Raw genomic sequence first — 25160 nt, forward strand, 5'->3', positions numbered from 1 at the left:
CACGATCAGGCGCGGCGCGTGCCGGTGATGCGCATCCAGTCGCCATCCTGGGTGGCCTGCAGATCGTCGAACCACGCGGCATAACGCTGCAGCAGTTCGCCTTCCTGACCCTGCAGGATGCCCGACAGGGCGATGCGACCGCCGGCGGCGACGCGTGCGGCCAGCAGCTCGGCCAGCGCATCCAGCGCCGAGGCAAGGATGTTGGCGACCACGATCGGGTAGGTGGCGACCGGTTCGTCCTGCGGCAGGTACACCTGCATGCGGGCCTGCTCGCCATTGCGCTCGGCATTGTCGGCGGTGGCGACCAGCGCCTGCGGGTCGTTGTCCACGCCGATCGCTTCGGCGGCGCCCAGCTTCAGCGCGGCCAGCGCGAGGATGCCCGAGCCGCAGCCGAAGTCGAGCACGCGCTGGCCCTGCAGCTGGCCGTCCACGGCCAGCTGGTCCAGCCAGCGCAGGCACAGGGCAGTGGTCGGGTGGGTGCCCGAGCCGAAGGCCAGGCCCGGGTCCAGCCGCACCACGGCGGCATCGGCGGCCTGTGCAGCGTCCGGCAGTTCATGGTTCCACGGCACGATCCAGGTGCGGCTGCCGAAATCCATCGGCTGGAACTGGTCCAGCCATGCGCGCTCCCAGTCTTCGTCTTCGACCGCGCGGAAGCTGCCATTGCTCCAGTCCAGTTCCGGGTCGAAGGATTCCAGGGCGGCCAGCAGCAGCAGCGCATTGCTGTCGGCGGGGAACAGCGCGCTCAGCACCAGGGTGTCCCACAGCGGCGTTTCCCCCACGCCGGGTTCGAGGATGGCCTGTTCGTTGCTGGTGTCGGCTTCGGCATCAAGCAGGGTCACGGCCAGTGCGCCGACGTCCTCCAGCGCATTTTCATAGCGGGGCTGGGTGGCTTCGGTGCAGCGCAGGGTCAGTTCCAGGAACGGCATGGCGGTGGGGACAGTCGCGGGAAAGGGGGCAATGCTAGACCATCGGGGCGTCTCCGTATTGCCTGAGATGCCGCTTTGAGATGAATGGGGGCAGTTCAGACAGGCCTGCCGGGCCTTGCTAAACTCGGCGCTTTCCTGTGTGCCGTGAACGCTCACCACCGCCGATGGCCTTCGCTCCGACCCTGAAAACCTGGTTGCTCGTGCTGCCGGCGGTGGCCGTGCTGGGCGTGGCCGGGTATCGGGCCAGCGGCCATGCCGCGGGCGTGGCGTCGACGTCGGCGTCGCCGGACCTGCCGCTGGTCATGGCCAGCCGTGACGGCGGAGCGCCGCTGCCGGTGGTGCCGGAAGCATTGGCGCGTCGGCTGGCGGCTTTCGAGCGCGGCAACACGCTGCCGTCGGGCCTGCCGCTGGACCTGCGCGCCGACATCGAAGACGCCAGCGACCTGTATGCCTACGCCCAGCGCCTGCGCGCACAGGCCGACAACGGCAATCACGAGGCGCGCTGGATGCTCAGCCGCGTCTATGACTATTGCGCGCAGTACGCACTGGATCCGGGTGGCTACCGCCTGGACAACAACGTACTGAGCGGGTTGGGCCTGACTGCGGCGCCGGCGATGATCGAGGCACGCGAGCGGGTGGCACAGCGGTGTGGCGGTTTCGTGCCGGGCGACAAGCTGGGCGCGGCGCTGGTGCTGGCCGAACGCCGCAAGGCGGCCGCGCAGGGCAACCTGGCCGCGGAAGCGTCGCTGTTCGCCGAGGGCGAGCCCTTGCATGACAGTGCCGAGTACCGCCGCGACCTGGTCGAGCGCGTGCGTACCTCGCGCGACCCCGAGGCCTACATGGCCATCGCGCCAGGCATGGGCGTGCGTGCGGCCGGTGACCGCGCGCTTGACGGGCTGGTGGCGGGCGAGCAGCTCAGTGAACTTGCATGGCGGCTTGCGGCCTGTGAACTCGGCCTGGCCTGTGGAGCGGACAGCGTGCTGGTCAACAATTTTTGTGCGAACGGAGGGATCTGTTCGCAGGATGGAGCGCAGGATTTCCGGGATTTCGTGTATGACGCTGCGGTATCGCGGCAAGGTGCTGGGAAAATGAAGGAATGGATCAAGCGATTGGTTGGAAAGAGGGACGGGCGATGAATTACCGTCGATTCCTGCATGGGGCCAAGTTCTGGTTCTGGGTGGCGCTGTTCGTGGCCTACTCGGCTGGGGCGGTTGGCCTGCTGATGATCGATACCTACGAGGACCGCTACCGGCATCTGTCGAAGGTGGAGCTGACCACGGTGAAGGCGCAGGAAGACGTGCGCCGCGCCGGTGCCAGCCAGGTCGCTGCGGTCTACCGCGCGCAGAGTGGCATGCCATTCGCTTCACTGCCGGCCGGCAGCACCTTCCAGGTGGTGTGGCCCGATGGTTCGACCGAAACCATGGTGATCGTCGATCCGACCTCGCCCAATGGCGTGCGGCCGCTGGCCCATTCGCAGATTCCGGCCGACGTGGCCGACAAGCGCTGACGTGCTCGCTGTGGAGCCGAGCCCATGCTCGGCTGTGCTTGGCGGCAAGCCGAGCATGGGCCCGGCTCTACAGGAACAGAAAAGGGCGGGGAGATCCCCGCCCTTTTCATGTCCAGCACCTGGCGCCGATCAGGTCAATGCAATCGGCTTGTTCTTGCGCTCGGCCAGGCGCTTTTCCAGGTAGTGGATGTTCTGGCCACCGGCCTGGAAGCCCTTGTCACGCATGATCCGCTGCTGCAGGGCGATGTTGGTCTTGATGCCATCGACCACCATTTCGCTCAGTGCCACCCGCATGCGGGCAATGGCGGTTTCGCGGTCCGGGCCGTGCACGATCAGCTTGCCGATCATCGAGTCGTAGTTCGACGGCACGCGGTAGCCACTGTAGATGTGGGTGTCCACGCGCACGCCGGGGCCACCCGGCGGATGGAAGCCGGTGATGGTGCCCGGGCTCGGCACGAAGGTTTCAGCATCTTCAGCGTTGATGCGGCACTCGATGGCATGGCCGGTCAGCACCACGTCGCTCTGCTTGATCGACAGCTTCTGGCCGGCGGCGATCTTCAGCTGCTCGGCCACCAGGTCGATGCCGGTGACCATTTCGGTGACCGGATGCTCCACCTGGATGCGGGTGTTCATCTCGATGAAGTAGAAGCGGCCGTCCTCGTACAGGAACTCGAACGTGCCCGCGCCGCGGTAGCCGATGCGGATGCAGGCTTCCACGCAGACCTTGCCGATCTGCTCGCGCTGCTCGGCGGTGATGCCCGGCGCCGGTGCCTCTTCCACCACCTTCTGGTGGCGGCGCTGCATCGAGCAGTCGCGCTCACCGAGGTGGATGGCATTGCCCTGTCCATCGGCCAGCACCTGGATTTCCACGTGGCGCGGATTCTCCAGGAACTTCTCCATGTAGACCTCGCCATTGCCGAACGCGGCCTTGGCCTCGCTCTTGGTGGTTTCGATCGAGGTCTTCAGCGACGCTTCGGCGTGCACCACGCGCATGCCGCGACCACCGCCACCGCCGGCCGCCTTGATGATGACCGGGTAACCGATCTCGCGGGCGATCTTGGTGTTGGCGACGATGTCCTCGCCGAGCGGGCCGCCCGAGCCGGGCACGCACGGTACGCCCGCGGCCTTCATCGCGCGGATGGCTTCGACCTTGTCACCCATCATGCGGATGGTGTCGGCCTTGGGGCCGATGAAGATGAAGCCGGATTCTTCCACGCGTTCGGCGAAGTCGGCGTTCTCCGACAGGAAGCCGTAGCCCGGGTGGATGGCCTGGGCATCGGTGACTTCCGCCGCCGCGATCAGGGCCGGGATGTTGAGGTAGCTCTGCGGCGACGGCGCCGGACCGATGCAGACCGACTCGTCGGCCATGGCCACGTGCTTGAGGTTGCGGTCGACCGTGGAGTGCACGGCCACCGTGCGGATGCCGAGGGTATGGCACGCGCGCAGGATGCGCAGCGCGATCTCCCCTCGGTTGGCGATGACGACTTTGTCGAGCATGGCGCGCCCCTCAGCCGATCACGAACAGCGGCTGGTCGAATTCCACCGGCTGGCCGTTCTCGCCGAGGATGGCAACGATGGTGCCGGAGGTGTCGGCTTCGATCGGGTTGAACATCTTCATCGCTTCGATGATGGCCAGGGTTTCGCCTTCCTTGACCTGCTGGCCCACGGTGACGAAGGCCGGCTTGTCCGGGGCGGACGAGGCGTAGAAGGTGCCGACCATCGGCGAGCGCAGCACGTGGCCTTCCGGCAGTGCCGGGCCCGGCTTGGCGCTGCCGCCGGTGGAGGCTTCGGTCGGCGACTGCATCGGCATCGCCTGCGGCGCCGGGGCGGCCGGAGCGGCATACACCGGCGCGGCGACCGGGGCGGCATAGCCGGCCACCGGGGCGCGCGACAGGCGCACCGACTCTTCGCCTTCCTTGATTTCGATTTCAGCCAGGTTCGACTCTTCCAGCAGGTCGATCAGCTTCTTGATTTTGCGGAGATCCATGGTGGCCTCTTTGCTCGTGATGTCAGTGTGGTGGAGAGTGCGGTTGCACTCGGTTCAAAGCAGTTCGTAGAACTCGCGCAGCTGCCGCGTACGGTCGCGCGTCTGGGTGATCAGGCATTGCATCTTCGCGGGGTTGCGCGAGGTGCCGTCTGCATTGAAGGCATACACCGCCTCGCAATCTGCATCGCGCAAGGTGATCCAGATGCGCTGGGCCTTCACCAGCTGCTGTTCGGCCGCCGCGCAGCGGCTGCAGCTGCCATCGGTTGCCTGCGCCTTCAGTTCGCCACGCGCCTGCGCGTAGACGGCGTTCAATGCGCTGTCGGCATCATCCAGGCGATCGGAATCGCACATGTCGCGCTCGTAGCCGCCGCTTGCCTGTGCGCAGTCGATGCCCGCGGCCGCGCGCTCGGCAGCGACACTGGCGCCGCACAGACCGGCCCACAGCAGGATGCCGGCAAGCACGCGCGGCGGCATCTTCACGCGCTGGCCGCCTGCACGCGCAGCAGCGCCGCGTCCATCGCGTAGCGGTAGCTGTCGGCACCGAAACCGCATACCACGCCCACTGCCTTGTCACTGAAGTAGCTGTGCTGGCGGAACGGCTCACGGGTATGCGGGTTGGACAGGTGGATCTCGATGAACGGCACCGCCACCGCCGCCAGCGCATCGCGCAGGGCGACCGAGGTGTGGGTGAAGGCGGCGGGGTTGATCAGGATGAAAGCGGTTCCGTCGCTGCGCGCAGCCTGCACGCGGTCCACCAGCACATGCTCGGCGTTGGACTGCAGGCGTTCCACGGTGTGTCCGGCGGCCGATGCCTGGGCAGCCAGGGCCTGGTCGATGTCGGCCAGCGTGGTGTGGCCGTAGACCTCCGGCTCGCGGGTGCCGAGCAGGTTGAGGTTGGGGCCGTGCAGGACCAGCAGCTTCGCCATGGGATCCGGAAGACGGGAAAGGGCGGCAGTCTGGCGGAACCGGCGGATGCTGTCCAGTTCGGCGAAGTTTGCAGCGTTTCAATCGTATGTTTGAAATCTGCCGGAGCGCTTGCGGCCGTATGGCGGGCGCTGGATCAAGGCGCGCTGAACGTGGTGCTGGACGGGGATGCGTGCACGTAGGCCGACGATGCCGGCATCCACGCCATGCGGGGAGACGGGGTTCGGTGGGCAGCACACTGCGCCCCAACATGGAGCTGTCCGGCACCCGGCCGCTCAGATCTCCAGCGGCACCGTCGGCACCACGTTCGGGAACACCTCTTCCAGCGGTTCCGGCTGCCCGGGCTTCGGCGCCGGCCAGTTGTAGGCATTGACCGGCTGCGCGCGGTTCACCCACAACGCGTAATGCAGATGGTCAGCGCGGCCATCGCCGGTATTGGGGTGGATCAGGATGGTCAGGCCCAGGCTGTTGAGCTGCAGCCAGGGCACCAGCACCGGCAACAGGTCGTTGGTGAAGCCGAAATAGAACGACGGGGTGACGTGCGGCCCGCGTGGCTCAAGGTTCCAGTTGCCCAGCTCCACAGGGAAGCGCTCGGCGGCCCAGCGCCGCAGCAGCGCGGCCTTCTCGAAGCTGTCCTCGTCGAAGTAGATGTGGGCGTGGTAGCTCTTGATGGCGGTGTAGGCACGTGGCCGGGTGGGCAGCGTGGCCTCGCCGGGGCGCACGCTGGCCGGCCGCGGGGTAGGCTCGCTGGCCGTGGCCTGGCCCCATGGGCTGCGGCCCTCGGGCGCTGGCGGAACGATGGCTCGGAAGCCGGGTCGCCCGGGTTCGGTGGTGTTCACGGCGTTGTCGCTGCGCGCGGCTGCGGTGGCAGCCGACGCGCTGGCCAGGCCGCCAGCGGCCAGCCCGGCCGACGCGATCAGGCGACGGCGCGCGGGTGAAAGCAGGTCGGCCCAATGGGCGTCATCGTCGCCGGCGTCGATCAGGGTCTGCGGGTCCGGGTGCATCTGGGGCTCCGTGGGGCACTGTGTGGCAGGCAAGCACGCTCGGGCAGCGTGCACGGTGGTGTCCAATAAGCAGCCGGCATCACCTCATGCACGTTGGCCCACGCCGTGATTGAGTGCCGCCGCAGCGTGGGCTAGGGTGCAGGTCCGCCGCCCGGGACCCCGCCATGACCCCGCTTGATGCCGACACCCAGCGCAAGCGCGCGCGTTTCCGCCAGCTGCATGCGCGAGGTTGTTTCGTGCTGCCCAATCCGTGGGACGTGGGCAGCGCCCGCTACCTGCAGCGGCAGGGCTTCCAGGCACTGGCCACGACCAGTGCCGGCTGCGCCTGGAGTGAAGGGCGGCCGGATGGGGCGGTTTCGCTGCAGGCCACACTGGAACATCTGCGGCTGATGGCGGCCGCGACACCGCTGCCGTTGAACGCCGATTTCGGTGATGGCTTCGGCGCCACGCCACAGGCAGTGGGCGAGGCGGTGGCGGCGGCCATCGACACCGGTATCGCGGCGCTGTCGATCGAGGACGCCAGCGGCGTGGCCGATGCGCCGCTGCGGCCGATCGGGCAGGCGGTCGAGCGACTGTGTGCGGCACGTGCGGCCATCGACCGCGCGGGGGGCGATGTGCTGCTGGTCGCGCGGGCCGAGAATTTCTTCGTTGGCGTGCCGGATCTGCAGGACACCCTGCAGCGCCTGCGCGCCTATGCCGAGGCCGGCGCCGATGTGCTGTATGCACCGGGCATCAGCACGCCCGAACAGATCAGCGCGGTGGTTGCCGCTGCGGGGGCGAAGCCGGTGAACCTGCTGGTCGGTGGACCGACACCGCTGAGCCTGCAGGACATCGCCGCACTCGGCGTGCGACGGGTCAGCCTGGGCGGTGCGCTGGCGCGAGCCGCGTGGGGTGGGCTGATGCAGGCCATCGAGCCGATCATGCAGGACGGCCGCTTCGATGGCCTGCAGCAGGCGGCTTCGGGCGCGGCGTTGAACGCGCTGTTCCGCTGACACACGCCCAGGCCTGCAATGGATCGAGCCCGGGCGTGGATGGACGCGCGCCTGCGACTACAGCGCTTCCATCCCGCCCCTGGGCAGCGTCACGCCCGGCTCCAGCGCCGGCAGCAGTTGCCGCAGCAGTGCCGGGTTGTCCAGCATCGCCGCGCCGTCCAGATAGCGCCATTGCGTTGTACCGACGCGTCGCACAGCAACCATGAATGACGTGCTGCGCATCGGCGCTTCGCGCACGCGCAGCAGTGACTGGCGCGGTACGAAGCAGACTTCCTCGTCACCGGCCGCATAGGTGCGGCCCGGCACGCCTGCCTCGTCGCTGATGATGCTGACGCCGGCCCTGCGCAGCGCCTTCACGGTGTCGCGGGTCGCCCGCGCATAGGCCTCGTCGCCACCGGCCAGCTGCTTCAGGCTGGGATGGGTACGCGCGATGATCAGCTCGGTATCGCCACGGGCGAAGGCGCCCATCATCGCCTGCACCTCCTTGCGCAATGCGGCCGAGTCTTCCGGACTGAGTTCACCGGCCAGCGCGGGCGTAACGTCCATTGCCATCGGCAGGGCCAGCAGAAGGGCAAGCAGATACCGGTGCATCGTCGGGCAGCTCAGTGGGAACCGCCGCACTATACGGTGGATGCGGAAACAGCGTCCCACGCATGGCGCTGGTATCCCGGGCGACACTACTTACTATTGGTAGTTAGTGAACTCCGGACATGCCCCATGCACACCCTCATCGTTACCGCCCACCCTGAACCCGGCGCGTTGACCCATGCCATCGCCAGGCGCATCGGCGAAGCCATCACCGCGTCGGATGCCGCCAACAGCGTGACCCACGCCGATCTGATGGCCGAAGGCTTCGATCCGCGCTTCAACATGCAGGACGAGGCGCTGTTCCGTGGCATCGGCGCAACTCCGGCTGACGTCGCCGCCGAGCAGGCGCGGCTGCAGGCTGCCGACACGCTGGTACTGGTCTATCCCCTGTACTGGTGGTCCTTCCCCGCGCTGCTGAAGGGCTGGATCGATCGTGTGTTCACCCAGGGCTGGGCCTACCAGGACGGCGCCGATGGCAAGGTGCAGAAAAAGCTGCAGCGGTTGGGCGTGCATCTGGTCGGCATCGGCGGGGCTGGCGCGGACATGATCGAACGGCGCGGCTACGGTGCGGCGATGAAGACCCAGATCGACATGGGCATCTTCGACTACTGCGGCGCGCGCGTGCTGTCGTCCGACCTGCTGCTGGACGCCGATTCCGGTGCAGCCGAAGCGCATCTGCAGACCGCGCTGGCGATCGGCCGTAAAATCGGTGCTCCGATGCGCTGACCGCCGTGCTCCACCGATGCCTGCCAACGCCGCTCCCACGCGCCGCCGATTGACCCGCGAGCAACGCGCCCGCCAGTTGCTGGACGTGGCCTGGGCGCTGGTCGGCGACGAAGGCACCGACGCATTGACGCTGGGGCGGCTGGCCGAGGCGGCCGGTGTGACCAAACCGGTGGCCTATGATCACTTCGTGACCCGCAACGGGCTGCTGGCCGCGCTCTACGATGACTATGACGGGCGGCAGACGGTGGTCTTCCACGAGCGTATCGGCCGTGCCAGGGCGCAGCTGGCCGATCGTGCGGCGGCCATCGCCTCCGGCTACATCGACTGCGTCCTCAGCCAGGGCAGTGAAGTGCAGGGCATCCTCGCTGCGCTGGTGGGCGCGCCGGAACTCCATGAAGTGCGTCGGCGCTACCAGCAGGACTTCATCGACAACTGCGACACCTGGCTGGGCCCGTTTGCGGCCGATGGCACGGTCCCCCTGGCCGGACGCTGGGCGATTCTCGGTGCGGCCGAAGCCCTGTCCGAAGCCGTGGCGGCAGGCGCGCTGGACAAGGTCGGCGCCGAGGCCGAGCTGCAGCGCTTGATCGTGGCGACGGTCAAGCGGCGCTGATCCGCTCAGGCGTCGGCGGTGGTGTCGGCCAGCGCCGCAAACCCGGCGGCCAGCCGCTCGCGCACAAGGGCATCGCGTGCGTCGCGGCTTTCAGCGCCCAGCACCACGGTGATCAGGCGTACCGGCAGGTTCCGCCCGGGCACAGCCCGGCAGGCAGTGGCGGCCAGGCAGAAGCCTGCGGCCTGGGTGTAGCCGGTCTTCAATCCATCCACGCCGTCTTCGCCAAGCAGTGCGTTCTGGTTGCTGCGGCTGAAGCGGCCATGCGCGAACGTGCGCTGCGCGGTGATTGCCAGGATCTGCGGATGGTCATTCAGCAGGCAGGCGGCGAGTACCGCCATGTCGCGCGCGCTGGAGGCATGGTGCGGGGTGGTGATGCCGGACACGCTGGCGAACCGCGTGCTGCGCAGGCCAAGCTGGCGCGCGTGCCAGTTCATGCGGCCCAGGAACGCAGGCTGTGATCCGTCCAGATGGCGTGCGATGGCCAGCGCCGCATCATTGCCGGAGACGATCATCAACCCTTCCAGCAGGCGCGCCAGCGTGACTGTTTCGCTGGGCACCAGGCCCATGCGTGTTTCATCATCGGCTACGGCATGCACATCCTCGGCGGCGATGGTGACCGCCTGGTCCCACGTGCCACCGTTCTCTTCGACGCATCCGTAAGCGGCGTAGGCGGTCATCAGCTTGGTCAGCGAGGCCGGTTGCCGCGCGATGTCCGCGTTGTGCTGGTGGACCACCGCGAAGGTTGCCGCGTCCAGGGTGATGGACGAGACCGGCAGGTGGGCAGGCGCAGGAGCAGGCATGGTGGCGGTGATGACAGCGACAGCCAGCGAGGATAGTCCGAAGCGGCTGCATGAAGCCGTACTGCCAAAGCCCTGCGGCGCCCACCGCAACGCCCGGTTGCGCCCGGGCTGCAGTGGAGGCAGCCTGCGCACATGCAGTCGCATATCCGCATCGACGGTCGTGTCTTCGCCTACGTCTTCCCCTGTGCGTGGGAGGACTACGCGAAGATCGGCTTTTCACGCGATCCGCTCGGGCGCATCAGCGCATTGCACCGGCGCTGGTTCGAGTTCTTCGACCTTGATGCCGGTACGCTGGTGGAAGCGGAGAGCGAGCGCGATGCGCGTGATCTGGAGCTGCAGCTGCGTTCGCCGTTCAAGGCGCACCGCGCGCCGGCGCCGATGACGGTCCAGGACAAGGCCGGAGGTCGCACCGAATGGGTGCGTGGTGCCAACCAGGCGTTGTCGCTCGCGGTTGATGCGTTGGGCGCACAGGGCTATCGCTGTTTCCAGCTCAAGGCTTGGCTGCAGGCCGCCCAGCGCCTGCGCATGGACCGGCTGCACGACTGGGCGGCGGTGCAGCTACCGGAAGAGGATGGCCTGCGCATGCCCGGTGGCCCCGGCGAGCGCGTGCTGCGTGACACCCTCGACGGTTGCCGGGCGCTGGATATCGACCCAATGCCATGGCTGCCTGAACACGTCCAGCGTTGGTATGCAGGTTGAGCCGTGTTCAACGGCCACGCGGTTTCTGAACCGGCGCGGCCGGTTGCGGCGCACCCGTGGGGGAGCCGGTGGACGGGCAGGCCAGCTGCCGGGCCAGTTCGGCGTTGGCCACGTGGCCCTGCAGGAACAACAGGCTGCCGTAGATGTTCATGAGCGTCCCTCCACTTGAGTGGATTGCACGATACGGGCAGCATTGACCGGGAAAAAGCGACATTTCCGCAAGCATGCCTTGAGAGGAATTCAAGCCTGATGTCCCGTCCGCCCCTTCACGCCCTGCAGGGCTTCGTGGCCGCCGCGCGGCTGGGCAACCTGTCACGCGCAGCGGCGTCGATGAGCCTGACCGTCAGTGCGCTCAGCCATCAGATGCGCCAGCTGGAAGAGCGGCTGGGGCAGCCACTGCTGGTCCGCCAGCCACGCGGCGTCACCCTCACCCTGGAAGGGCAGCGCCTGCTCGACCAGGTCGGCCCGCATCTGGATGCGATCAACGAGGCCTTCCAGCCCTATGCCGCACGCGCCGAGCACGTGCTGACGATCAGCGCGGTACCGTCGATGGCGTCGGCGTGGCTGGTGCCGCGCTTGGGGCACTTCGTTGCCGAGCATCCACAGATCGAGATCAACCTGCAGTCGAGTGAACGCCTGATTGACTTCGAGCGACAGCGCCAGTTCGACGCCGCGCTGCGGCTGGGCAGCGGGCAGTGGCCGGGCCTGGTGGTGGAGCCGCTGTTCGACGAGTGGCTGCTGCCGATGGCCAGCCCGGCGCTGATCGAACGCATGGGAGGGATCGACCGCGTGCCGCTGAACCAGTGGCCGCTGCTGGGGGATCCCGATGGCGCGTGGGGCGCCTGGTTCGCGCTGAGTGGGCAGAACCCGCCGCCGCGCTTCGTGGCGGTGCTGGATGATTCGGAGGCGCATCACCGTGCGGCGCTGGACGGGGTGGGCGTAGCGCTGGGACGGGTGACGCGGGCGCGCCTGCTGCTGGATTCGGGCCAACTGGTGGCGCTGTCCAGCCTGCGACTGAAAACCGCCTGGCCGCATTGGCTGGTCTACCCGCAGCGCTCGGCCCGCCATCGCGGCTTCCTGGCCTTCCGCGACTGGCTGCACGCTCAGGCGGCCGAGCACGTCCGGCACATGGCAGACGCGCATTTATAGCGTCGAGCCATGCTCGACTGCGTGTGTCCCGCGGTCACCGTACCAACGTAACCGCCTGCCCGGCACGGGCGAAGGCTTCGCCCAGCAACGAGCCTGCCTTGATCGCCTCCACTTCCTCGAACAGCGCCTGCAATGCATCGGCCGGGCGCGAGGCCGGCGCCGCGACCGCCTGCTGGATCACGGTGAAACGGTCGGCCAGCACGCGGTGGCCGGGATGCGCCTGCGCCCAGGCGGCCAGCGGCTGGCGCACGCCGGCGGCGGCATCCAGGCGCTGCAGATCGAACAGGGTGATGGCAGCGGCCGACGTCTCGGCCCGCTCGATCATGGCGTGGCGCAGTTCGCGGCTGAGGAACAGGTCGTAGGCGGCGCCACGACCGACCGCGATGCGCAGACCATCGCGGTCCAGGTCGGCCACCTGCTGCGCAGGGCTGTCCTCGCGCACCAGGTAGGTGCCTTCGATCTCCACATAGGGGGCGCTGAAGGCGATGCGGCCGGCGCGCGCCGGATCGATGGCCAGGAAGGCCAGGTCCCAGGCATCCTTGCTGGCTGCAGCGACCACCGCGGCCGCGGCGTCGTGGCAGGTGAAGCGTGCCTGCACGCCCATGCGCTGCGCCAATGCCGTGGCCAGTTCCAGTGACGGCCCGCGCGGTGAGCGCGCGTCCCCCTGCGCCAGTACTGGATTGCCCAGGTTGATGGCCACGCGCAGGAAGCCCAGCGGTGCCAGCGCACCACGATGATCGGCCAGGGACATGCAGGACTCCGCGGGGAAAGGGCGGTCCAGCATGCCAGTACGGACCTGCAAGGCAGTGTCAGCATCCGGTTATCCTGCGGACATGAACCCCATCCTGCACGTCGAGATACCGGTCACTGACCTGGCCCGGGCCATCACGTTCTACCAGCACTGGCTGCAGGTGGCGGTGGACGAACCGATCCTGCTGCACGACTGCAGGATGGCCTACCTGCCGTTTGCCGATGAGGCCACCGGTGCCAGCATGGCGCTGGTGCGGGGGGCCGACTATCTGCCCTCCGTCCACGGTGCGCGCATCTACATCGGGGTTGATGACCTGGATGCCAGCCTCGAGCGTGCGCTGCAGGCCGGGGCCGAGCTGCGCTTCGGCCCGGCCGATGCCGGTGACTGGCGCGTGGCCGAGATCGCCGACAGCGAAGGCAATCGCATTGCGCTGCAGGCGCGCGTGGTTCTGTAGGGCCGAGCCCATGCTCGGCTGCTGTTGACCCAGCCGCCAACGCTCATCCGAGCATCGGCCCGGCTCTACACCGTGGCCGAGCGTGAGCGCTGCAGCCAGTCGTTGATCGCCGGGTCCAGCCGTGGGTCGTCCGGCAGCTGCATGCCGAAGCGCTGCTGCAACACCTCGCGCACGTCGCCCACATCGCGCAGCGGACGCTTGTCCGGTGCCTGGCCGGGACGGTACTCGGTGTAGTTGCCACTGCCGATGGTGCGTCGCCAGTCCGGCCCGGTCAGGGATGCGCGCAGCTGGCCGGGGAAACTGGAATCGGGATGGGTGCACACGTACCAGTTGCCCACGACGTTGTCGATCGGTGCCGGCGCGTGCAGGTCGAAGCGATACATCGCCCGCCAGCCATCGCCGGACTCGGCGGACAGCACGAAATCCCCCTCGCCGGGCAGGCGCTGCAACAGGAAGCGCTCGTGGGGCGTGGCCTGCGGCTGCGGATCATGCAGCCGCAGCGGCACGGTCGGGGTCAGGCTGCCGAAACCGGCATCCACCAGCCAGTCATCGCCGTCCACCTGCACGCGCAGCAGCAGGTGGGTGCGTGCGGTCAGTTCGCCGTCCTGGGCGGCCAGCAGCACGCGCGCGCTCAACGGCTGTGCATCGAAGCCCAGCGCCTGCAGCAGTGCCAGCAGGCCGCCGTTGAGTTCGAAGCAGTAGCCGCCACGACGGTCGTCGAGCAGCTTGCGCTGCACGCTGTCCAGGTCGATCGGTACTGCATCGCGCAGCAGGCAGCTGAGGGTTTCGAACGGAACCAGTGCGTTGTGGCGCTGCTGCAGCAGGGTCAGGCCCGCCAGCGTCAGCGGTGGCGGTGCATCCAGCTTCAGGCGTTGCAGGTAGCGGGGGACATCGAGCGTCGTCATGCGCGCGCCGGGCGGGGGAGGGAGATCTACTGTGCTCTCCCAACCGGGGTTGAGGTCAAGCATTGCGCGGGTGTCATCCCCCCGTCGCCTGTGCCGGGTACAAAGGCCGCGTCCGCCAGCAATCGGTGGGAGTGAACCAGGAGCGCCCTAAAGTTGCGCCATTTCCCGCCGATACAGGTGCGTCCTTCCGCCTGGAGCCTGTCATGTCGGCCGTCGTCCCCCACCTCCGGTCCCTGCGCATGCGGCTTGCCGCACTGCGCTCGGCGTCCCCCGGCCTGCTGCTGTGGCTGCAGCCGCATCGGCTCAGTGTGGCCAGCAAGCTCAAGGCGACCCTGTGGGTCTGTGGGCTGGGCCTGATCGCGATCGCCGCCGTCTACGCCTGGACCGGCCATGCCAGCACGCAGGCGGCGCGCAGCCAGGCCAGCTACCAGCACGGCAGCGATCTGGCCGCGAGCGTGGCCACGCGGGTGGCCGAGGCGCGTCGTCTGCAGACCCAGTATGCACGTAGTTTCGACGATGCCGACCGCGCGCAGCTGCTGGCGACGCAGAAGGCGCTCCAGGCCGATCTTCAGGCGCTGCGCGCGATGCCGATGGATCCCGGCCGGCGCGAGGCGCTGCGGGCACTGACCGAAGCCGCCGGCGCGTTCTCGCAGGGTGTGGCCGCCCTGTTCGAACGCGTCGATGAGATGGGTCGTGGCGATGCCGGCCTCGCCGCGCAATTGCAGCAGGCCGCCGACGCCCTGCAGGCGCAGGTGGATGCGTTGCAGCGGCCTTCGTTGGCGTTGTCCCTGCAGAAGATGCGCCGACAGGAGGCACTGCTGCTGCTCGATGGCGACTCCACCCATGCCGACCGTGCGAGCGAAGAAAAGCTGCCGTTCGATCTCGCACTGGTGGGCCTGCCGACCGATGCGCAGGATGCCCTTCGCAACGGCATGGAGGCCTATCAGGCCGCATTGCTGGGCTATACCGCCGCCCGCGTGGGCCTGGATGTAGAGGCGCAATCGCTGCTGGAGACCGCCGCCGGCGTGGCGCCGGCGCTGGCCGCCTTCCAGCAGGCCCAGGTGGCGGCGCTGGCCAAGGCACAGGCGCGCCAGCAGGCCGGCGCACGCACCATGAGCGTGCTGTTCGCGGTGACCCTGCTGCTGGTCGCCGGTGTGTTGATCACCAGCCTGGTGCTGGTGCTGCGTGCGGTGCGCCAGCCGATGCAGGACACCCTGCGTTTCGCCAGCGACATCGCCGACGACCGACTCGACACCACCCTGCGCGTCTACAACGCCAACGATGAAATCGGCCAGCTGGCGCAGCGCCTGGTCGACATGCAGCAGCGCCTGCGCGCGCGCATCGAGACCGAGCGTGCCGTGGCGCGCGGCAACACCCGTGTGCGGCAGGCATTGGACAGTGCGCAGACCGGGCTGATGGTGATCGATGCCGAGGGCCAGGTGGCCTACGTCAATCCGGCACTGCTGCAGCAACTCGAGCGCGAGGCCGAAGATCTGGTGGGCAGCGATGCCGTGCGCCTGCATCCGGCGCTGGCCAGCCTGGCCGGCGCGCGCCAGCGCGAGGAGCGCGAGATCGGCCATGCCGGCGTGCGCTACCAGCTGATTGCCAACCCCATCATCGACGAAGGGCAGTTCCTCGGCGTAGCGGTGGAATGGCGCAGTCGTGCGCTGGAGACGCTGCTGGAAACCGAGGTCGCTGCCCTGGTCGATGCTGCAGCACGCGGCGACCTGCATGGCCGTATCGTGCTGGAGGGCAAGCAGGGCTTCGTGCGCACCTTGTCGACCAGCATCAATCGCCTGCTGGCCACCTTTGAAACCAACCTTGGTGACCTGCAGGCACTGCTGGCTGCGCTGGCCCGCGGCGACCTCAGCGTGCGCATGGAGGGGGACCTGCAGGGCGTGTTCGCGCGCATGCGCGACGATGCCAATGCCACCGTCGCGCAGCTGGGCCGCATCGTCACCCGCATCCAGCAGGCCACCTCCAGCCTGGATACCGGCGTTGGCGAGATCGTCGCCGGCCATCACGATCTGTCGCAGCGCACCGAGCAGCAGGCCGCCAACCTGGAAGAGACCGCGGCGTCGATGCAGGAGCTGACCGATACCGTCGGCCGCAACGCCGATGCCGCAGGCCGCGCCGATGCACTGGTGCAGGGCGCGGCGGCGGTGGCCCAGCGGGGTGGCGAGGCGGTCGGCCAGGTGGTCGCGACCATGCATGGCATCAGCGAAGCCTCGCGACGGATCGGCGACATCACCCAGTTGATCGACGGCATCGCCTTCCAGACCAACATCCTTGCCCTCAATGCGGCGGTGGAAGCGGCGCGTGCCGGCGAGCAGGGCCGCAGCTTCGCCGTGGTGGCCGCCGAAGTGCGCCTGCTGGCGCAGCGCAGTGCCGAGGCGGCCAAGCAGATCAAGGGGCTGATCGAGGATTCGGTGGCGCGTGTCGGCCAGGGCAACCAGCAGGCCGCGCAGGCCGGCACCACGATGGGCGAGATCGTCGGCAGCGTGCAGCAGCTGGCCGAGCTGCTGGCAGGTATCCGCAGTGCGTCGCAGGACCAGCATGCGGGCATCGCTCAGGTGAACCAGACCATCGTGCAGATGGAAGCCAGCACCCAGCGCAACGCCAGTCTGGTGGAAGAGGCCGGTGCCTCCACGGCGCAGATGCAGGCGCAGGTGCGTGCCTTGGCAGAAGCCGTGGGCGCGTTCCGCTTGCAGTCGATGCCGCAGGCGCGCGCGGCGGCCTAGTCAGTCGAGCGTGGGCTCGGCGCTACATCGGCTGCACGAACACTGCAGAGCCGAGCCCATGCTCGGCTCACACCAGCGTTCGGCGGCAGGAATCAATACACGTCGCGGCGGTAGCGCCCGTTTTCCAGCAGCGTTTCCACCGCTTCATCACCCAGCGCGGTTCGCAGCACCTGGTCCACGCCTTCGGCCATGCCCTGCAACGACCCACAGACATGGATCACCGCACCGCGCTGCATCCAGTCGCGCAGCGCATCGACGGCCGCACGCAGGCGATCCTGCACGTAACCACCCTCGCCATCGCGCGAGAACGCCAGGTCCACCCGCGTGAGATGGCCATTGGCCTGCCAGGCTTCGATCTCGTCGGCGAACAGGAAGTCGTGTGCGCGCTGGCGTTCACCGAACAGCAGCCAGTGCCCGCGCTCGCCTGCGTGGGCAGCTTCGCGCAACAGGCTGCGCAGCCCGGCGATGCCGGTGCCGTTGCCGATCAGCACCATCGGCGCGCCGCTGACGCGATGGAAACCGGGGTTGCGATGCACGCGGGCGACGATGCCGGCACCGATCGGTGCATGCAACGACAGCCAGCCCGAGCCCAACCCGGCGCGACCGGAGGCGTCATGCACCAGCCGCACTACCAGCTCCACCACGCCATCATCCGTGCAGGACGCGATCGAATACTCGCGGCTGGGCAGCAGCGGCAGCCCGGCCAGCCACAGGCACGCATCCTGCACCGCCAGCGCGGCATCGGCCTCGGGCAGCTCGCGTTCACTTGCCAGCGCCAGCAGCGTGCGCGGATGGCCATCGACCAGCAGGGGCTGCAGCGGATCCAGACCGTGGCCCTTCAGCACGGCACCGGCATGCCGCGCGTTGTGGCGGGGTGCGATGTGCAGGATGTCACCCGCCTGCCACTGCACGTCGGCCGGTGCGGCAAGACGGATACGCCAGATGGCTCCGCCGACGCTGCCCGGGTTGAGGTGGTCGCGGCCGAGCAGGCGCCACTCATGCATCTGCGTAGCCGCAGGCAGCACGCTGTCATCGGTGACGATGCCGGTGAGCGTACCCAGCTGCTGCTGCCATTGGCGCAATGCCGGCACCGAAGCGGCATCGACATCGATGCGCTCGAACAGCGGGCGCGCGCCGTTGCCGATCAGCCAGCCATCGAACTGGCGGCCGAAGCCGCAGTAATGCGGGTACTGGCGGTCGCCCAGCGCGAGCAGGCCGAACTGCAGGCGCGACAGGTCCAGGCGTTGTGCGAGCAGCAGCCGCGCCGCGCGGCGCGTGGCATCCGGTGGCTCGCCGTCGCCGAACGTGCTCAGCACGAGCAGCGCCTGGGACGTGGCCTGCAGCGTCGCGGCATCGACGCGGGCCAGCGACTGCACCTGCACCGCATGACCGGACGCCTGCAGCTGCGCGGCCGCACGCCACGCCAGTTGTTCGCCCAGTCCGCTCTGGCTGGCATGCACCACCAGCCACGGCGGACCACGGCCATCGGTGGTCGTGGCCGGCAGCGCGCGGCGCAGCCCTCGCGCTGCACGCTGGCTGCGGCGGCGGTCCAGGTACAGCATCCAGCCGGTGATGAAGAACAGGCTCATGCCCAGGCTGCTGAGCATCACCACCACGCGCCCGGGCACACCGAAGTAGCTGCCCGAATGCAGCGCGAACACGCTGGTGGCCAGCTGTCCGCCCGCGCCCTGGCGTGCGTACGGGCGGGCATCGAGAACCGCGCCGCTGGCCGGATCGAGCTGCAGCAGGTCATGCGCACGGTCGTGGTGGCCGCCGCGCTGCGACGGATCACCGGCCATCACCCGCACGTTCAGCGCCTGCCCCGGCTTCTCCGGCAGGCGCAGGTCGATGAAGCCGGTGCGCACGCCGGGTAGCGCGTACAGCGTGGCCTCGATGCGATGGACGTCCAGTGCCGCGTCGGCGGCAACCGTGTGCTTTGCCGCCGGCGCCACACCGAGCAGCGTGTTGGCCGCGTTGCGGTACCAGTCAAACGACCACCACAGGCCGGTCAGCGCACTCATCAGGTAGATCAGCAGCACCCAGGTGCCGACCACCGAGTGCAGGCTCCACAGGAAGCCTCGGCCGCTGCGCGTCCACTCCACCGCCAGCCAGCTGCGCCAGTGCCACCAGCGTCGTGGCCAGCGCAGGTAGAGACCGGACAGGGTGAAGAACAGCAGCGCGATTGCACAGCTGCCGGTGATCCACTTGCCGCGCTCACCGGCAGCGAGGTGGCGATGCAGGTCCTCGACGACGTCGAAGAATGCCTGCCCGCGCAGGGCGCTGAAGCGCTCGCCGCTGTACGGATCGAAGTACACCCAGTGTTCCTTGCCGCCGGCAAAGCGCGCGACCGACGGCCGCTGTCCGGTGGCATCCACGCGCAGGCGTTGCAGGGGACGCTCGCTGCCAGCCTGCAGCAACGGCACCAGTTCGCTGAGTGCAAGGGGATGCTGGCCGTCCGCATGGTGCTCGGCGATCTCAGCGAAGCCAGGATTGGCCGCGCGCAGCAGCTCGTCCTCGAAGGACAGCATGGCGCCGCTGAGGCCCATCAGGGCCAGGACGGCACCGGCGGTAATGCCCAGCAGCCAATGCAGTTGGAACAGGACGTTCTTGAACATCGAAGGAGAGGGGCCCGGGAGGCTGCCGCCCGCATCCTGCGCAACAGCAAATGAGAATTAGTCGCGGAATTCTCCGTGGCGCCCTGCCCGCGGTCAAGCAGGGGTTGCCGGCCTGGCCGGCAACCTCAGAAGCAACAGCCGAAGCAACAGCGGGTTTCCTGTGAGGAAGCGGGGCGGGTCCGGTTGCGGGGGACGGCGCAAGTACGTCCCTGTAGCCTTGGCCGCGGCATCCATGCCGCGGACACCCCCTCAACCGGACCCACCCCGCCTTCGACAGTTCCTGCGATCTGTCGGAACGAGGTTCTGCTTTGGTGGGTGCCGACCGTTGGTCGGCACGGGGTCTGATTCCGTTCTGAATATCGATATCTGACAGATGTGTCGACCAAGGTCGACACCTACCAACAGCCGCCGGAATCTGTCGAAGGTGGGGCGGTGTGGCTGTGCAGGACCGTTGGCGCCATGGATGGCGCCATCGAGCCCCCACGGACGGGTTTACGGCGTGTCCTGCACGGCCACAGCGCCCCGCCATCCCACGGAAAGCCCGCTTTGGCTGTTGCCGTTGCATTGAGCAGGGTGCAGGGCTGCAAGCCCTGCAAAAACACCCCACTTCACCCAGCCGTCGATCTCGCCGTGGGCGAACGGTCCCAGCTTTGCCTTCACCCGCCGCCCCTGTGCATCGAACAGCACGCTGTAGGGCAGCAGGCCCTGCGTATTGCCCAGTTGCACGCTGGCATCGCGTGGCCCCGGCGTCTCGACCACGATCGGGTAGTCCACCGGCACCCGCAGCAGGAAAGCGCGCACGTCGTCCGGGGCATCCAGCGCAATGCCCAGCACCTGCACACCGTTGTTGCCCTGGGCTTCGGCGAAGCGGGCCAGTTCGGGCATCTCTTCCACGCAGGGCGCACACCAGCTGGCCCAGACATTGATCAGCAGCGGCCGGCCGGCGAAGCGGGCGCGCAGGTCCAGCGGTTGTTCCGCCAGGTCCGGCAGGATCAGCGCCGGCAAGGGATCACCCACCTGCAGGGCAGGCTTCACGGCCGTCGCTGTGGAAGCCGTCGTTGCCGCGGCCGGTGCAGACGGGCCGGGTGAGAATCGATGCCCGGCCCACAGGCCGAGGCCGGCGGCCAGCACCGCTGTCCACAGCAGCGCTGGCCGTTGCCACTTCATCGTGCGGTGCGCAGCAGCGCTTCCTCGACCACCGCCTGGGTCAACAGGGTCGGCAGCACAGTCGGCGGCGCCCCCGGGCCGTACACCACGTACAGCGGCACGCCCACGGCCTTGTGCTCTTCAAGGAACGTGGTGATCTGCGGGTCGACGTTGGTGTAGTCACCGCGCATGTACACCGCGTTGGTGCGCTTGAGCAGTTCCTTGAACTCCGGCCGCGACAGCACGGCACGTTCATTGGCCTTGCAGCTCACGCACCAGTCGGCAGTCATGTTGACGAACACCACGCGGTTGTCCGCACGCAGGCGGTCCAGCAACTGCGGCGAATACTCGACCACGTTCTCGCTGGCGGCCTGTGCGGCCCGCGCCGGTGGTGCCAGCTGGGTCACGCCCCAGGCAGGAACCAGCGCGCCGATCGCCAGCAGCACGCCGAGCAGGGTCACCGCACGCGAGCCGGTCCAGCGATTGCGCTCGAACAGCCACAGGCCGAAGGCGAACAGCAGCAGGCCACCCAGCACCAGTGCCATGCCGTCCACGCCGCGCTGTTTGCCCAGCACCCACAGCAGCCACAGCGCGGTGGCATACATCGGGAAGGCCAGCACGTGCTTGAGCGTTTCCATCCACGGGCCGGGCTTGGGCAGGCGGCGTGCCAGCGCCGGCACGAAGCCGATCAGCAGGAACGGCAGCGCCAGGCCCAGGCCGAGGAACAGGAATACGGTCATCGCCTTCAGCGGCGGGGCAATGAAGGCATAGGCGATCGCCCCGCCCATGAACGGGCCGACGCAGGCGCTGCCGACCAGGCAGGCCAGCGCACCGGTGAAGAAATCGCCGGCCGGCCCGCTGCGGCTGGCCAGCGACTGGCCGAGGTTGCCGATGCCACCGCCGAGGGTAAACACGCCGGACAGGCTCAGGCCCACCGCGAACATGATGTAGGCCAGCGCCGCCACCACGCCCGGGTGCTGCAGCTGGAAGCCGATGCCGACGGCGTTGCCGATCGCGCGCAGGCCCACCATCAGCGCGCCGATCACCGCGAACGCGACCAGCACGCCCAGCGTGTACCAGAGGGCATGGCTGCGTGCCCGCTCAGGGCTTTCGCCACTCTGCGCCAGGCTCAGCACCTTCAGCGACAGGATCGGCAGCACGCAGGGCATCAGGTTCAGCACCAGGCCACCGGCCAGCGCCAGCAGCAGCACCCAGACGAACGAACGGTCCGGGTTCGGGGTGGTCGCCGGCGGGCGCGTACGCAGCGCGTTGTCACCGCGCGCATCGGCGGCGAATTCATTGCCGTCCACGGTGCCTGCGACGGCCGGGGGGGCGGCGTCCGTATTGGGCACCGTCGGCAGCAGGCGCAGGGGGGCGCCGTTGGCGCCTTCGCGTGGCGCCATAGCCAACGGGCTGATTACCTCGTTGCGCGGCGGTGCCTGGTCGGCGCTGGCGCTGACCTTGCCGGCCGGGATCGACAGCTTCACCCGGCGGGTCATCGGCGGGTAGCAGATGCCATCGGTCTGGCAGCCCTGGAAGGTCACCACCAGGGTGCTGTCGACGGCATCAGTGACAGTGCGGCGCAGCGGCAACGGCACTTCCACCTGGTTGAAGTAGACCGAGACATCGCCGAAGTGCTCGTCGCGATGCGATTGCGCGGCTGGCCAGCGCGGCTTGCCGGCCAGCACGCCGGCGCTGCCTTCCAGCTTCAGCGAGGTGCGGTCGCGATACAGGTAATAGCCGGGCGCTGGGCTGAAGCGCAGCAGCAGGGTGTTGCCGTCACTGGCGATGGCATCGAAGCCGAACGCCTGTTCCGACGGCAGCGGCAGGGCCTGGCTGTTGTTGGCCGCGCCCGGCAGGCGCAGGCCACCGCTGTTGCCGGCACCGGCCAGCGGGTTGTTGAACGGGCTGGCCGCACCGGCACGCGCGGCAGGCACCGCCGCCGCCGCACCGGCGCCCGGCAGGGTGACCTGCACCACGCGCTTCTGCGGCGGGTAGCAGACACCGGCATCGGCGCAGCCCTGGTAACGCACTTCCAGGCTGATGGTGCCGGCAGCCTCGGACGGCGTGCCGGGCAGGGTGGCCTGCAGGCGCTCGCGATAGGTCTCGACTTCGCCGAAGAAATCGTCGTGGTGCTTGTCGCCCTTGGGCATCTGCAGCGCGCCGGCATTGAAGGCCGGGTCGGCCTTGACGCTGGTGCGGTGGCGATATAGGTAATAGCCCGGTGCGATCTTGAACTGCAGTTGCACCTGGCCCCGTTCGGGGGCACTGGCGGTCAGCGCGAACGCCTGGTCCACCGGCAGCAGGTCCTTCTCATCCAGCGCGAAGGCCGGCAGCGAGAGCCACAACAGGGCGCACAAGGCGGCGCCGCGCGCAAACAGAGTCTTCAATCAGTGTCCTCCCGGGTCTGTGCCCGGATCCAGTCCAGATACGCCGGCAGGCCGGCCCGGGTTTCGACCGCGATGCACTCCGGGAGTTCATACGGATGCAGTGCGACGATCCGGGCAATTGCGTCATCGACGCGGCTCGCGGTGGTTTTCACCAGCAGCTGCAGTTCGGCGTCGGTGGTCACCTCCCCCTGCCAGCGGTAGGTCGACTGCGCGCCATCGAGGCGGGTCACGCATGCCGCCAGGCGCTCGCCGACCAGCGCGTGCGCGATGCGCTCGGCACTGGCCCGGTCCGGGCAGGTGGTCAACAGCAGCAGGACGGGATCGACGGTCGACATGACCGCCGAGTATAGGGCCGCCGCCGGGTCAGGGCCGGGCGGCGGCAGTGGACCGCTGCGTTGCGCGGTCAGTTGGCCAGCTGGCAGGTGGCCGGCTTGGCCGAGGTGAACAGGGCCGGGGTTGCCCACTCGGGGTGGTCGATGAACGGGTTGCGGTTGCCCTGGAAGCTGTAGATCACGTCATTGCGCGCACGCTCGGCATCATCCGGCGGATCGGACAGGTGCCAGTCGATCAGCGTGGACAGCAGGCCCATGTAGGCCGGCGAACTGCTGGTCTTGACGATTTTGCTGCGGTCGTCGGTCAGCTCCAGGTCCGGCTCGGACTGGCCGGTGGCCGCATCCTTGCCGCCCTCGTAACGGATCGCCATGTACATCACCGCACGCGCCATGTCGCCCTTGCGCTTGCCCCACACCTCGAAGGTGCCGGTGTTGCCGTCCGGCGTGCGCACCCAGTTGGAGTTGCCCGGATAGCCGCCGCTGCCGCCGCCCTGGCCGTTGTTGGCCTCGGTGGCGCGCTCGCCGCAGTTGGCGTCGCACTTGCCGAACGGCTTGTTGCCACGGTCGGCGTTCCACTGCGCGTCGGTCAGGTACAGCATGTGGGTGTCGGTATACGGCGCGTACGGCAGGCCCTTGTCACCGGTGGTGGTGGCAAAGCCCAGCGAGTTCGGCCAGGTGTGCTCGCGGTTGTACTTCAGGCCACTGCCACTGCCGGCGCGATCGGTCACCTTGGCGTAGCTGTGGTTGCGATATGCATCGAGGATCCTGCCGGAATTGTTCGGATCCTCGTCGGCGATTTCCAGAATGGTCCAGGTACTGGTGCCCGAGCCGCTGTAAGGGTAGGCGGTGTGGCCCTTGATGGTGGCATGCAGCGAGCAGCGCAGCTGGCTGGGGCTGCTGGTGTTGACCTTGGAGTAATAGCCGGCCGGCACGCCCGGGTTGCCCGGGTCCGGATTGCCGCCGGTGCTGGCCACGGTGAAGGCGATGCGGCTGTCGGCGGCCGGGTGCGCGCCCTGCAGGTCGGTGATGCGCGCGGCGCGGATGTCGAAGCGGCAGGCCTCACCGGCCACCAGCGCAGTGTTGGTGGACAGCTTCACGCTGCGGCCGCTGGCCGGGAAGGTCAACGGCACGCTGCCGGAGGTGCCGCAGCTCAGGGCGAAGGCGCCACTGGCCAGGTTCACCGTCTCGCTGAACACCACTTCCAGGTCGGCGGCGGCCGGGAAGGTGCTGCTGCCCTGCGCCGGGGTGGTGGTGGAGACCGACGGCGGTGTGTTCGGGCCCGGGGTTCCGCCGCCACTGAAGGTCTGGCCGTTGTTGCAGCTGCCGAAGGTCTGCCTGGCCGACTCGGCCCAGGTGAAGTGGGTGTACTGGCTGCCGCTGCCGGTCAGCTGCAGCGAGGTGCCCGCGGCCGTGCTGTTGGTCTCGGCCACCGGGATGTTCTGGCTGGTCATGCCGGCGGCAGGGCCACCGGAGGCGGTGATGGCGCCCTCGTAGCTGAGGAACTGGACCACCTTGCCGCTGGCATCGACCAGGGCGATGCCGTCGTTGGGGCCGTTCTGGATGCCGTTGGTCGGGTAGTTGACCACGGCGATGGTCGCGCTGCCGCAGCCGGCGGCGGTGCCGGCCGGGACCGGGTTGTTGGCGTAGACCGCGGCCGCCGAAGGATTGCTGCCGTTGTAGAGGTAGAGGCGGTAGCCGGACAGGTCCTCGCCGGCGGTGGCGACCACTTCGATGGCTTCGCCGACGTCACCGGCGGCGGTGCTGTCGTCGTAGTGCAGTTCGTTGATGAAAACCTCGGCCTGGGCCGGCGCGGCGGCCAGTGCCAGCAGGCAGGCGGCGGCAAGCGGGGACAGCAATCGCATCGACTACTCCTTGTGATTGGGAATGCCTGACCGAGCCTAAGGCCGATCCAGT

The 25160-nt window shown here is 68.6% G+C and carries 24 protein-coding genes and 1 pseudogene; 9 read left to right on the forward strand and 16 right to left on the reverse strand.

What is annotated here, in order from left to right:
• Positions 1-5: 5 nt before the first annotated feature.
• Positions 6-926, reverse strand: coding sequence for a 50S ribosomal protein L11 methyltransferase (gene prmA / locus AC5P8F_RS03920; RefSeq protein WP_014648616.1), 921 nt, complete (start codon positions 924-926; stop codon positions 6-8).
• A gap of 164 nt (positions 927-1090) precedes the next feature.
• Between prmA and AC5P8F_RS03925 the strand changes: the two genes are divergently transcribed.
• Together AC5P8F_RS03925 and AC5P8F_RS03930 are read left to right on the forward strand one after the other, a co-directional pair.
• Positions 1091-2062: a hypothetical protein gene (locus AC5P8F_RS03925; protein WP_126411424.1), complete on the forward strand. Its 972-nt coding sequence runs from the start codon at positions 1091-1093 to the stop codon at positions 2060-2062.
• Complete coding sequence (locus AC5P8F_RS03930; protein WP_032959077.1) at positions 2059-2433, forward strand: hypothetical protein; 375 nt, start codon at positions 2059-2061, stop codon at positions 2431-2433. The genes AC5P8F_RS03925 and AC5P8F_RS03930 overlap by 4 nt, the downstream gene beginning before the upstream one ends.
• A gap of 129 nt (positions 2434-2562) precedes the next feature.
• Here the strand turns inward: AC5P8F_RS03930 and accC are convergent, their stop codons facing one another.
• From accC to AC5P8F_RS03955, 5 genes are all read right to left on the reverse strand, one after another.
• Positions 2563-3930 carry an acetyl-CoA carboxylase biotin carboxylase subunit gene (accC, locus tag AC5P8F_RS03935; protein WP_014648613.1) on the reverse strand — a complete coding sequence of 456 codons (1368 nt, stop codon included), beginning with the start codon at positions 3928-3930 and terminating at the stop codon, positions 2563-2565.
• 10 nt (positions 3931-3940) lie between these two features.
• Positions 3941-4420 (reverse strand): acetyl-CoA carboxylase biotin carboxyl carrier protein, encoded by a 480-nt coding sequence (gene accB / locus AC5P8F_RS03940; RefSeq protein WP_005419696.1) that lies wholly within the window; start codon positions 4418-4420, stop codon positions 3941-3943.
• A gap of 54 nt (positions 4421-4474) precedes the next feature.
• Positions 4475-4900 carry a lysozyme inhibitor LprI family protein gene (locus AC5P8F_RS03945; protein ID WP_032959079.1) on the reverse strand — a complete coding sequence of 142 codons (426 nt, stop codon included), beginning with the start codon at positions 4898-4900 and terminating at the stop codon, positions 4475-4477.
• The gene (gene aroQ, locus AC5P8F_RS03950; RefSeq protein WP_032959080.1) at positions 4897-5346 is read right to left on the reverse strand and encodes a type II 3-dehydroquinate dehydratase; all 450 of its coding nucleotides are present in this window, start codon (positions 5344-5346) and stop codon (positions 4897-4899) included. Before aroQ ends, AC5P8F_RS03945 begins: the two co-directional genes overlap by 4 nt.
• A gap of 273 nt (positions 5347-5619) precedes the next feature.
• Positions 5620-6348 carry a DOPA 4,5-dioxygenase family protein gene (locus AC5P8F_RS03955; protein ID WP_014648610.1) on the reverse strand — a complete coding sequence of 243 codons (729 nt, stop codon included), beginning with the start codon at positions 6346-6348 and terminating at the stop codon, positions 5620-5622.
• 164 nt (positions 6349-6512) lie between these two features.
• Here AC5P8F_RS03955 and AC5P8F_RS03960 point away from each other — a divergent pair, with 164 nt between their 5' ends.
• Positions 6513-7340: an isocitrate lyase/PEP mutase family protein gene (locus tag AC5P8F_RS03960; protein WP_134966121.1), complete on the forward strand. Its 828-nt coding sequence runs from the start codon at positions 6513-6515 to the stop codon at positions 7338-7340.
• Positions 7341-7397: 57 nt separating this feature from the next.
• On the opposite strand, the gene AC5P8F_RS03965 is transcribed toward AC5P8F_RS03960, so the two are convergent.
• Positions 7398-7931 carry a hypothetical protein gene (locus AC5P8F_RS03965; protein ID WP_014648608.1) on the reverse strand — a complete coding sequence of 178 codons (534 nt, stop codon included), beginning with the start codon at positions 7929-7931 and terminating at the stop codon, positions 7398-7400.
• Positions 7932-8057: 126 nt separating this feature from the next.
• On the opposite strand from AC5P8F_RS03965, the gene AC5P8F_RS03970 reads away from it, so the two are divergent.
• Positions 8058-8654 carry an NAD(P)H-dependent oxidoreductase gene (locus tag AC5P8F_RS03970; protein WP_495227616.1) on the forward strand — a complete coding sequence of 199 codons (597 nt, stop codon included), beginning with the start codon at positions 8058-8060 and terminating at the stop codon, positions 8652-8654.
• 16 nt (positions 8655-8670) lie between these two features.
• Complete coding sequence (locus AC5P8F_RS03975) at positions 8671-9264, forward strand: TetR/AcrR family transcriptional regulator (protein ID WP_049439310.1); 594 nt, start codon at positions 8671-8673, stop codon at positions 9262-9264.
• Between the two features lie 5 nt (positions 9265-9269).
• On the opposite strand, the gene AC5P8F_RS03980 is transcribed toward AC5P8F_RS03975, so the two are convergent.
• Complete coding sequence (locus AC5P8F_RS03980; RefSeq protein ID WP_481453179.1) at positions 9270-10064, reverse strand: D-alanyl-D-alanine carboxypeptidase family protein; 795 nt, start codon at positions 10062-10064, stop codon at positions 9270-9272.
• Between the two features lie 132 nt (positions 10065-10196).
• Here AC5P8F_RS03980 and AC5P8F_RS03985 point away from each other — a divergent pair, with 132 nt between their 5' ends.
• The gene (locus AC5P8F_RS03985) at positions 10197-10763 is read left to right on the forward strand and encodes a GIY-YIG nuclease family protein (protein WP_049439308.1); all 567 of its coding nucleotides are present in this window, start codon (positions 10197-10199) and stop codon (positions 10761-10763) included.
• Between the two features lie 7 nt (positions 10764-10770).
• Here AC5P8F_RS03985 and AC5P8F_RS03990 read toward each other — a convergent pair whose 3' ends face one another.
• Positions 10771-10914, reverse strand: a complete 144-nt coding sequence (locus AC5P8F_RS03990; RefSeq protein ID WP_162838509.1) for a hypothetical protein — start codon at positions 10912-10914, stop codon at positions 10771-10773.
• 98 nt (positions 10915-11012) lie between these two features.
• Here AC5P8F_RS03990 and AC5P8F_RS03995 point away from each other — a divergent pair, with 98 nt between their 5' ends.
• Entirely contained in the window at positions 11013-11912 is a 900-nt protein-coding gene (locus tag AC5P8F_RS03995) for a LysR substrate-binding domain-containing protein (protein WP_032959086.1), read from the forward strand.
• A gap of 34 nt (positions 11913-11946) precedes the next feature.
• On the opposite strand, the gene AC5P8F_RS04000 is transcribed toward AC5P8F_RS03995, so the two are convergent.
• Positions 11947-12663: a transporter substrate-binding domain-containing protein gene (locus AC5P8F_RS04000; RefSeq protein ID WP_495202304.1), complete on the reverse strand. Its 717-nt coding sequence runs from the start codon at positions 12661-12663 to the stop codon at positions 11947-11949.
• An 82-nt stretch (positions 12664-12745) separates the two neighbouring features.
• Here AC5P8F_RS04000 and AC5P8F_RS04005 point away from each other — a divergent pair, with 82 nt between their 5' ends.
• Complete coding sequence (locus AC5P8F_RS04005; protein WP_401729225.1) at positions 12746-13117, forward strand: VOC family protein; 372 nt, start codon at positions 12746-12748, stop codon at positions 13115-13117.
• Positions 13118-13182: 65 nt separating this feature from the next.
• Here the strand turns inward: AC5P8F_RS04005 and AC5P8F_RS04010 are convergent, their stop codons facing one another.
• Positions 13183-14022, reverse strand: coding sequence for an arylamine N-acetyltransferase family protein (locus tag AC5P8F_RS04010; protein ID WP_495227617.1), 840 nt, complete (start codon positions 14020-14022; stop codon positions 13183-13185).
• A gap of 203 nt (positions 14023-14225) precedes the next feature.
• Between AC5P8F_RS04010 and AC5P8F_RS04015 the strand changes: the two genes are divergently transcribed.
• Entirely contained in the window at positions 14226-16763 is a 2538-nt protein-coding gene (locus AC5P8F_RS04015; protein WP_495227618.1) for a methyl-accepting chemotaxis protein, read from the forward strand.
• Positions 16764-16855: 92 nt separating this feature from the next.
• Here the strand turns inward: AC5P8F_RS04015 and AC5P8F_RS04020 are convergent, their stop codons facing one another.
• The 5 genes and pseudogenes from AC5P8F_RS04020 to AC5P8F_RS04040 form a co-directional block, all read right to left on the reverse strand.
• A complete protein-coding gene (locus AC5P8F_RS04020; RefSeq protein WP_262093636.1) occupies positions 16856-19378 on the reverse strand; it encodes a PepSY domain-containing protein in 2523 nt (840 codons plus the stop codon).
• Positions 19379-19984: 606 nt separating this feature from the next.
• Positions 19985-20545 (reverse strand): annotated as a pseudogene (locus tag AC5P8F_RS04025) (TlpA family protein disulfide reductase); the annotation flags it as partial.
• The gene (locus AC5P8F_RS04030; protein ID WP_197604921.1) at positions 20542-22914 is read right to left on the reverse strand and encodes a protein-disulfide reductase DsbD domain-containing protein; all 2373 of its coding nucleotides are present in this window, start codon (positions 22912-22914) and stop codon (positions 20542-20544) included. The pseudogene AC5P8F_RS04025 and the gene AC5P8F_RS04030, both read right to left, overlap by 4 nt.
• Positions 22911-23249: a divalent-cation tolerance protein CutA gene (cutA, locus tag AC5P8F_RS04035; protein ID WP_014648595.1), complete on the reverse strand. Its 339-nt coding sequence runs from the start codon at positions 23247-23249 to the stop codon at positions 22911-22913. Before cutA ends, AC5P8F_RS04030 begins: the two co-directional genes overlap by 4 nt.
• Before the next feature lie 68 nt (positions 23250-23317).
• On the reverse strand, positions 23318-25108 hold the full coding sequence (locus tag AC5P8F_RS04040; protein ID WP_014648594.1) for an endonuclease: 1791 nt from the start codon (positions 25106-25108) through the stop codon (positions 23318-23320).
• Positions 25109-25160: the final 52 nt, after the last annotated feature.

The sequence above is a fragment of the Stenotrophomonas sp. YJH_SMC_69 genome, assembly GCF_059370495.1.

Coding starts and splice junctions, on each gene's coding strand:
- cutA (WP_014648595.1), bottom strand. CDS start 23,249: ATGTCGACCGTCGATCCCGTCCTGCTGCTGTTGACCACCTGCCCGGAC.
- accC (WP_014648613.1), bottom strand. CDS start 3,930: ATGCTCGACAAAGTCGTCATCGCCAACCGAGGGGAGATCGCGCTGCGC.
- AC5P8F_RS03930 (WP_032959077.1), top strand. CDS start 2,059: ATGAATTACCGTCGATTCCTGCATGGGGCCAAGTTCTGGTTCTGGGTG.
- AC5P8F_RS04015 (WP_495227618.1), top strand. CDS start 14,226: ATGTCGGCCGTCGTCCCCCACCTCCGGTCCCTGCGCATGCGGCTTGCC.
- AC5P8F_RS03925 (WP_126411424.1), top strand. CDS start 1,091: ATGGCCTTCGCTCCGACCCTGAAAACCTGGTTGCTCGTGCTGCCGGCG.
- AC5P8F_RS03960 (WP_134966121.1), top strand. CDS start 6,513: ATGACCCCGCTTGATGCCGACACCCAGCGCAAGCGCGCGCGTTTCCGC.
- AC5P8F_RS03990 (WP_162838509.1), bottom strand. CDS start 10,914: ATGAACATCTACGGCAGCCTGTTGTTCCTGCAGGGCCACGTGGCCAAC.
- AC5P8F_RS04020 (WP_262093636.1), bottom strand. CDS start 19,378: ATGTTCAAGAACGTCCTGTTCCAACTGCATTGGCTGCTGGGCATTACC.
- AC5P8F_RS04040 (WP_014648594.1), bottom strand. CDS start 25,108: ATGCGATTGCTGTCCCCGCTTGCCGCCGCCTGCCTGCTGGCACTGGCC.
- AC5P8F_RS04010 (WP_495227617.1), bottom strand. CDS start 14,022: ATGACGACGCTCGATGTCCCCCGCTACCTGCAACGCCTGAAGCTGGAT.
- aroQ (WP_032959080.1), bottom strand. CDS start 5,346: ATGGCGAAGCTGCTGGTCCTGCACGGCCCCAACCTCAACCTGCTCGGC.
- accB (WP_005419696.1), bottom strand. CDS start 4,420: ATGGATCTCCGCAAAATCAAGAAGCTGATCGACCTGCTGGAAGAGTCG.
- AC5P8F_RS04000 (WP_495202304.1), bottom strand. CDS start 12,663: ATGTCCCTGGCCGATCATCGTGGTGCGCTGGCACCGCTGGGCTTCCTG.
- AC5P8F_RS03970 (WP_495227616.1), top strand. CDS start 8,058: ATGCACACCCTCATCGTTACCGCCCACCCTGAACCCGGCGCGTTGACC.
- AC5P8F_RS03975 (WP_049439310.1), top strand. CDS start 8,671: ATGCCTGCCAACGCCGCTCCCACGCGCCGCCGATTGACCCGCGAGCAA.
- AC5P8F_RS03985 (WP_049439308.1), top strand. CDS start 10,197: ATGCAGTCGCATATCCGCATCGACGGTCGTGTCTTCGCCTACGTCTTC.
- AC5P8F_RS03955 (WP_014648610.1), bottom strand. CDS start 6,348: ATGCACCCGGACCCGCAGACCCTGATCGACGCCGGCGACGATGACGCC.
- prmA (WP_014648616.1), bottom strand. CDS start 926: ATGCCGTTCCTGGAACTGACCCTGCGCTGCACCGAAGCCACCCAGCCC.
- AC5P8F_RS04005 (WP_401729225.1), top strand. CDS start 12,746: ATGAACCCCATCCTGCACGTCGAGATACCGGTCACTGACCTGGCCCGG.
- AC5P8F_RS03965 (WP_014648608.1), bottom strand. CDS start 7,931: ATGCACCGGTATCTGCTTGCCCTTCTGCTGGCCCTGCCGATGGCAATG.
- AC5P8F_RS03995 (WP_032959086.1), top strand. CDS start 11,013: ATGTCCCGTCCGCCCCTTCACGCCCTGCAGGGCTTCGTGGCCGCCGCG.
- AC5P8F_RS03980 (WP_481453179.1), bottom strand. CDS start 10,064: ATGCCTGCTCCTGCGCCTGCCCACCTGCCGGTCTCGTCCATCACCCTG.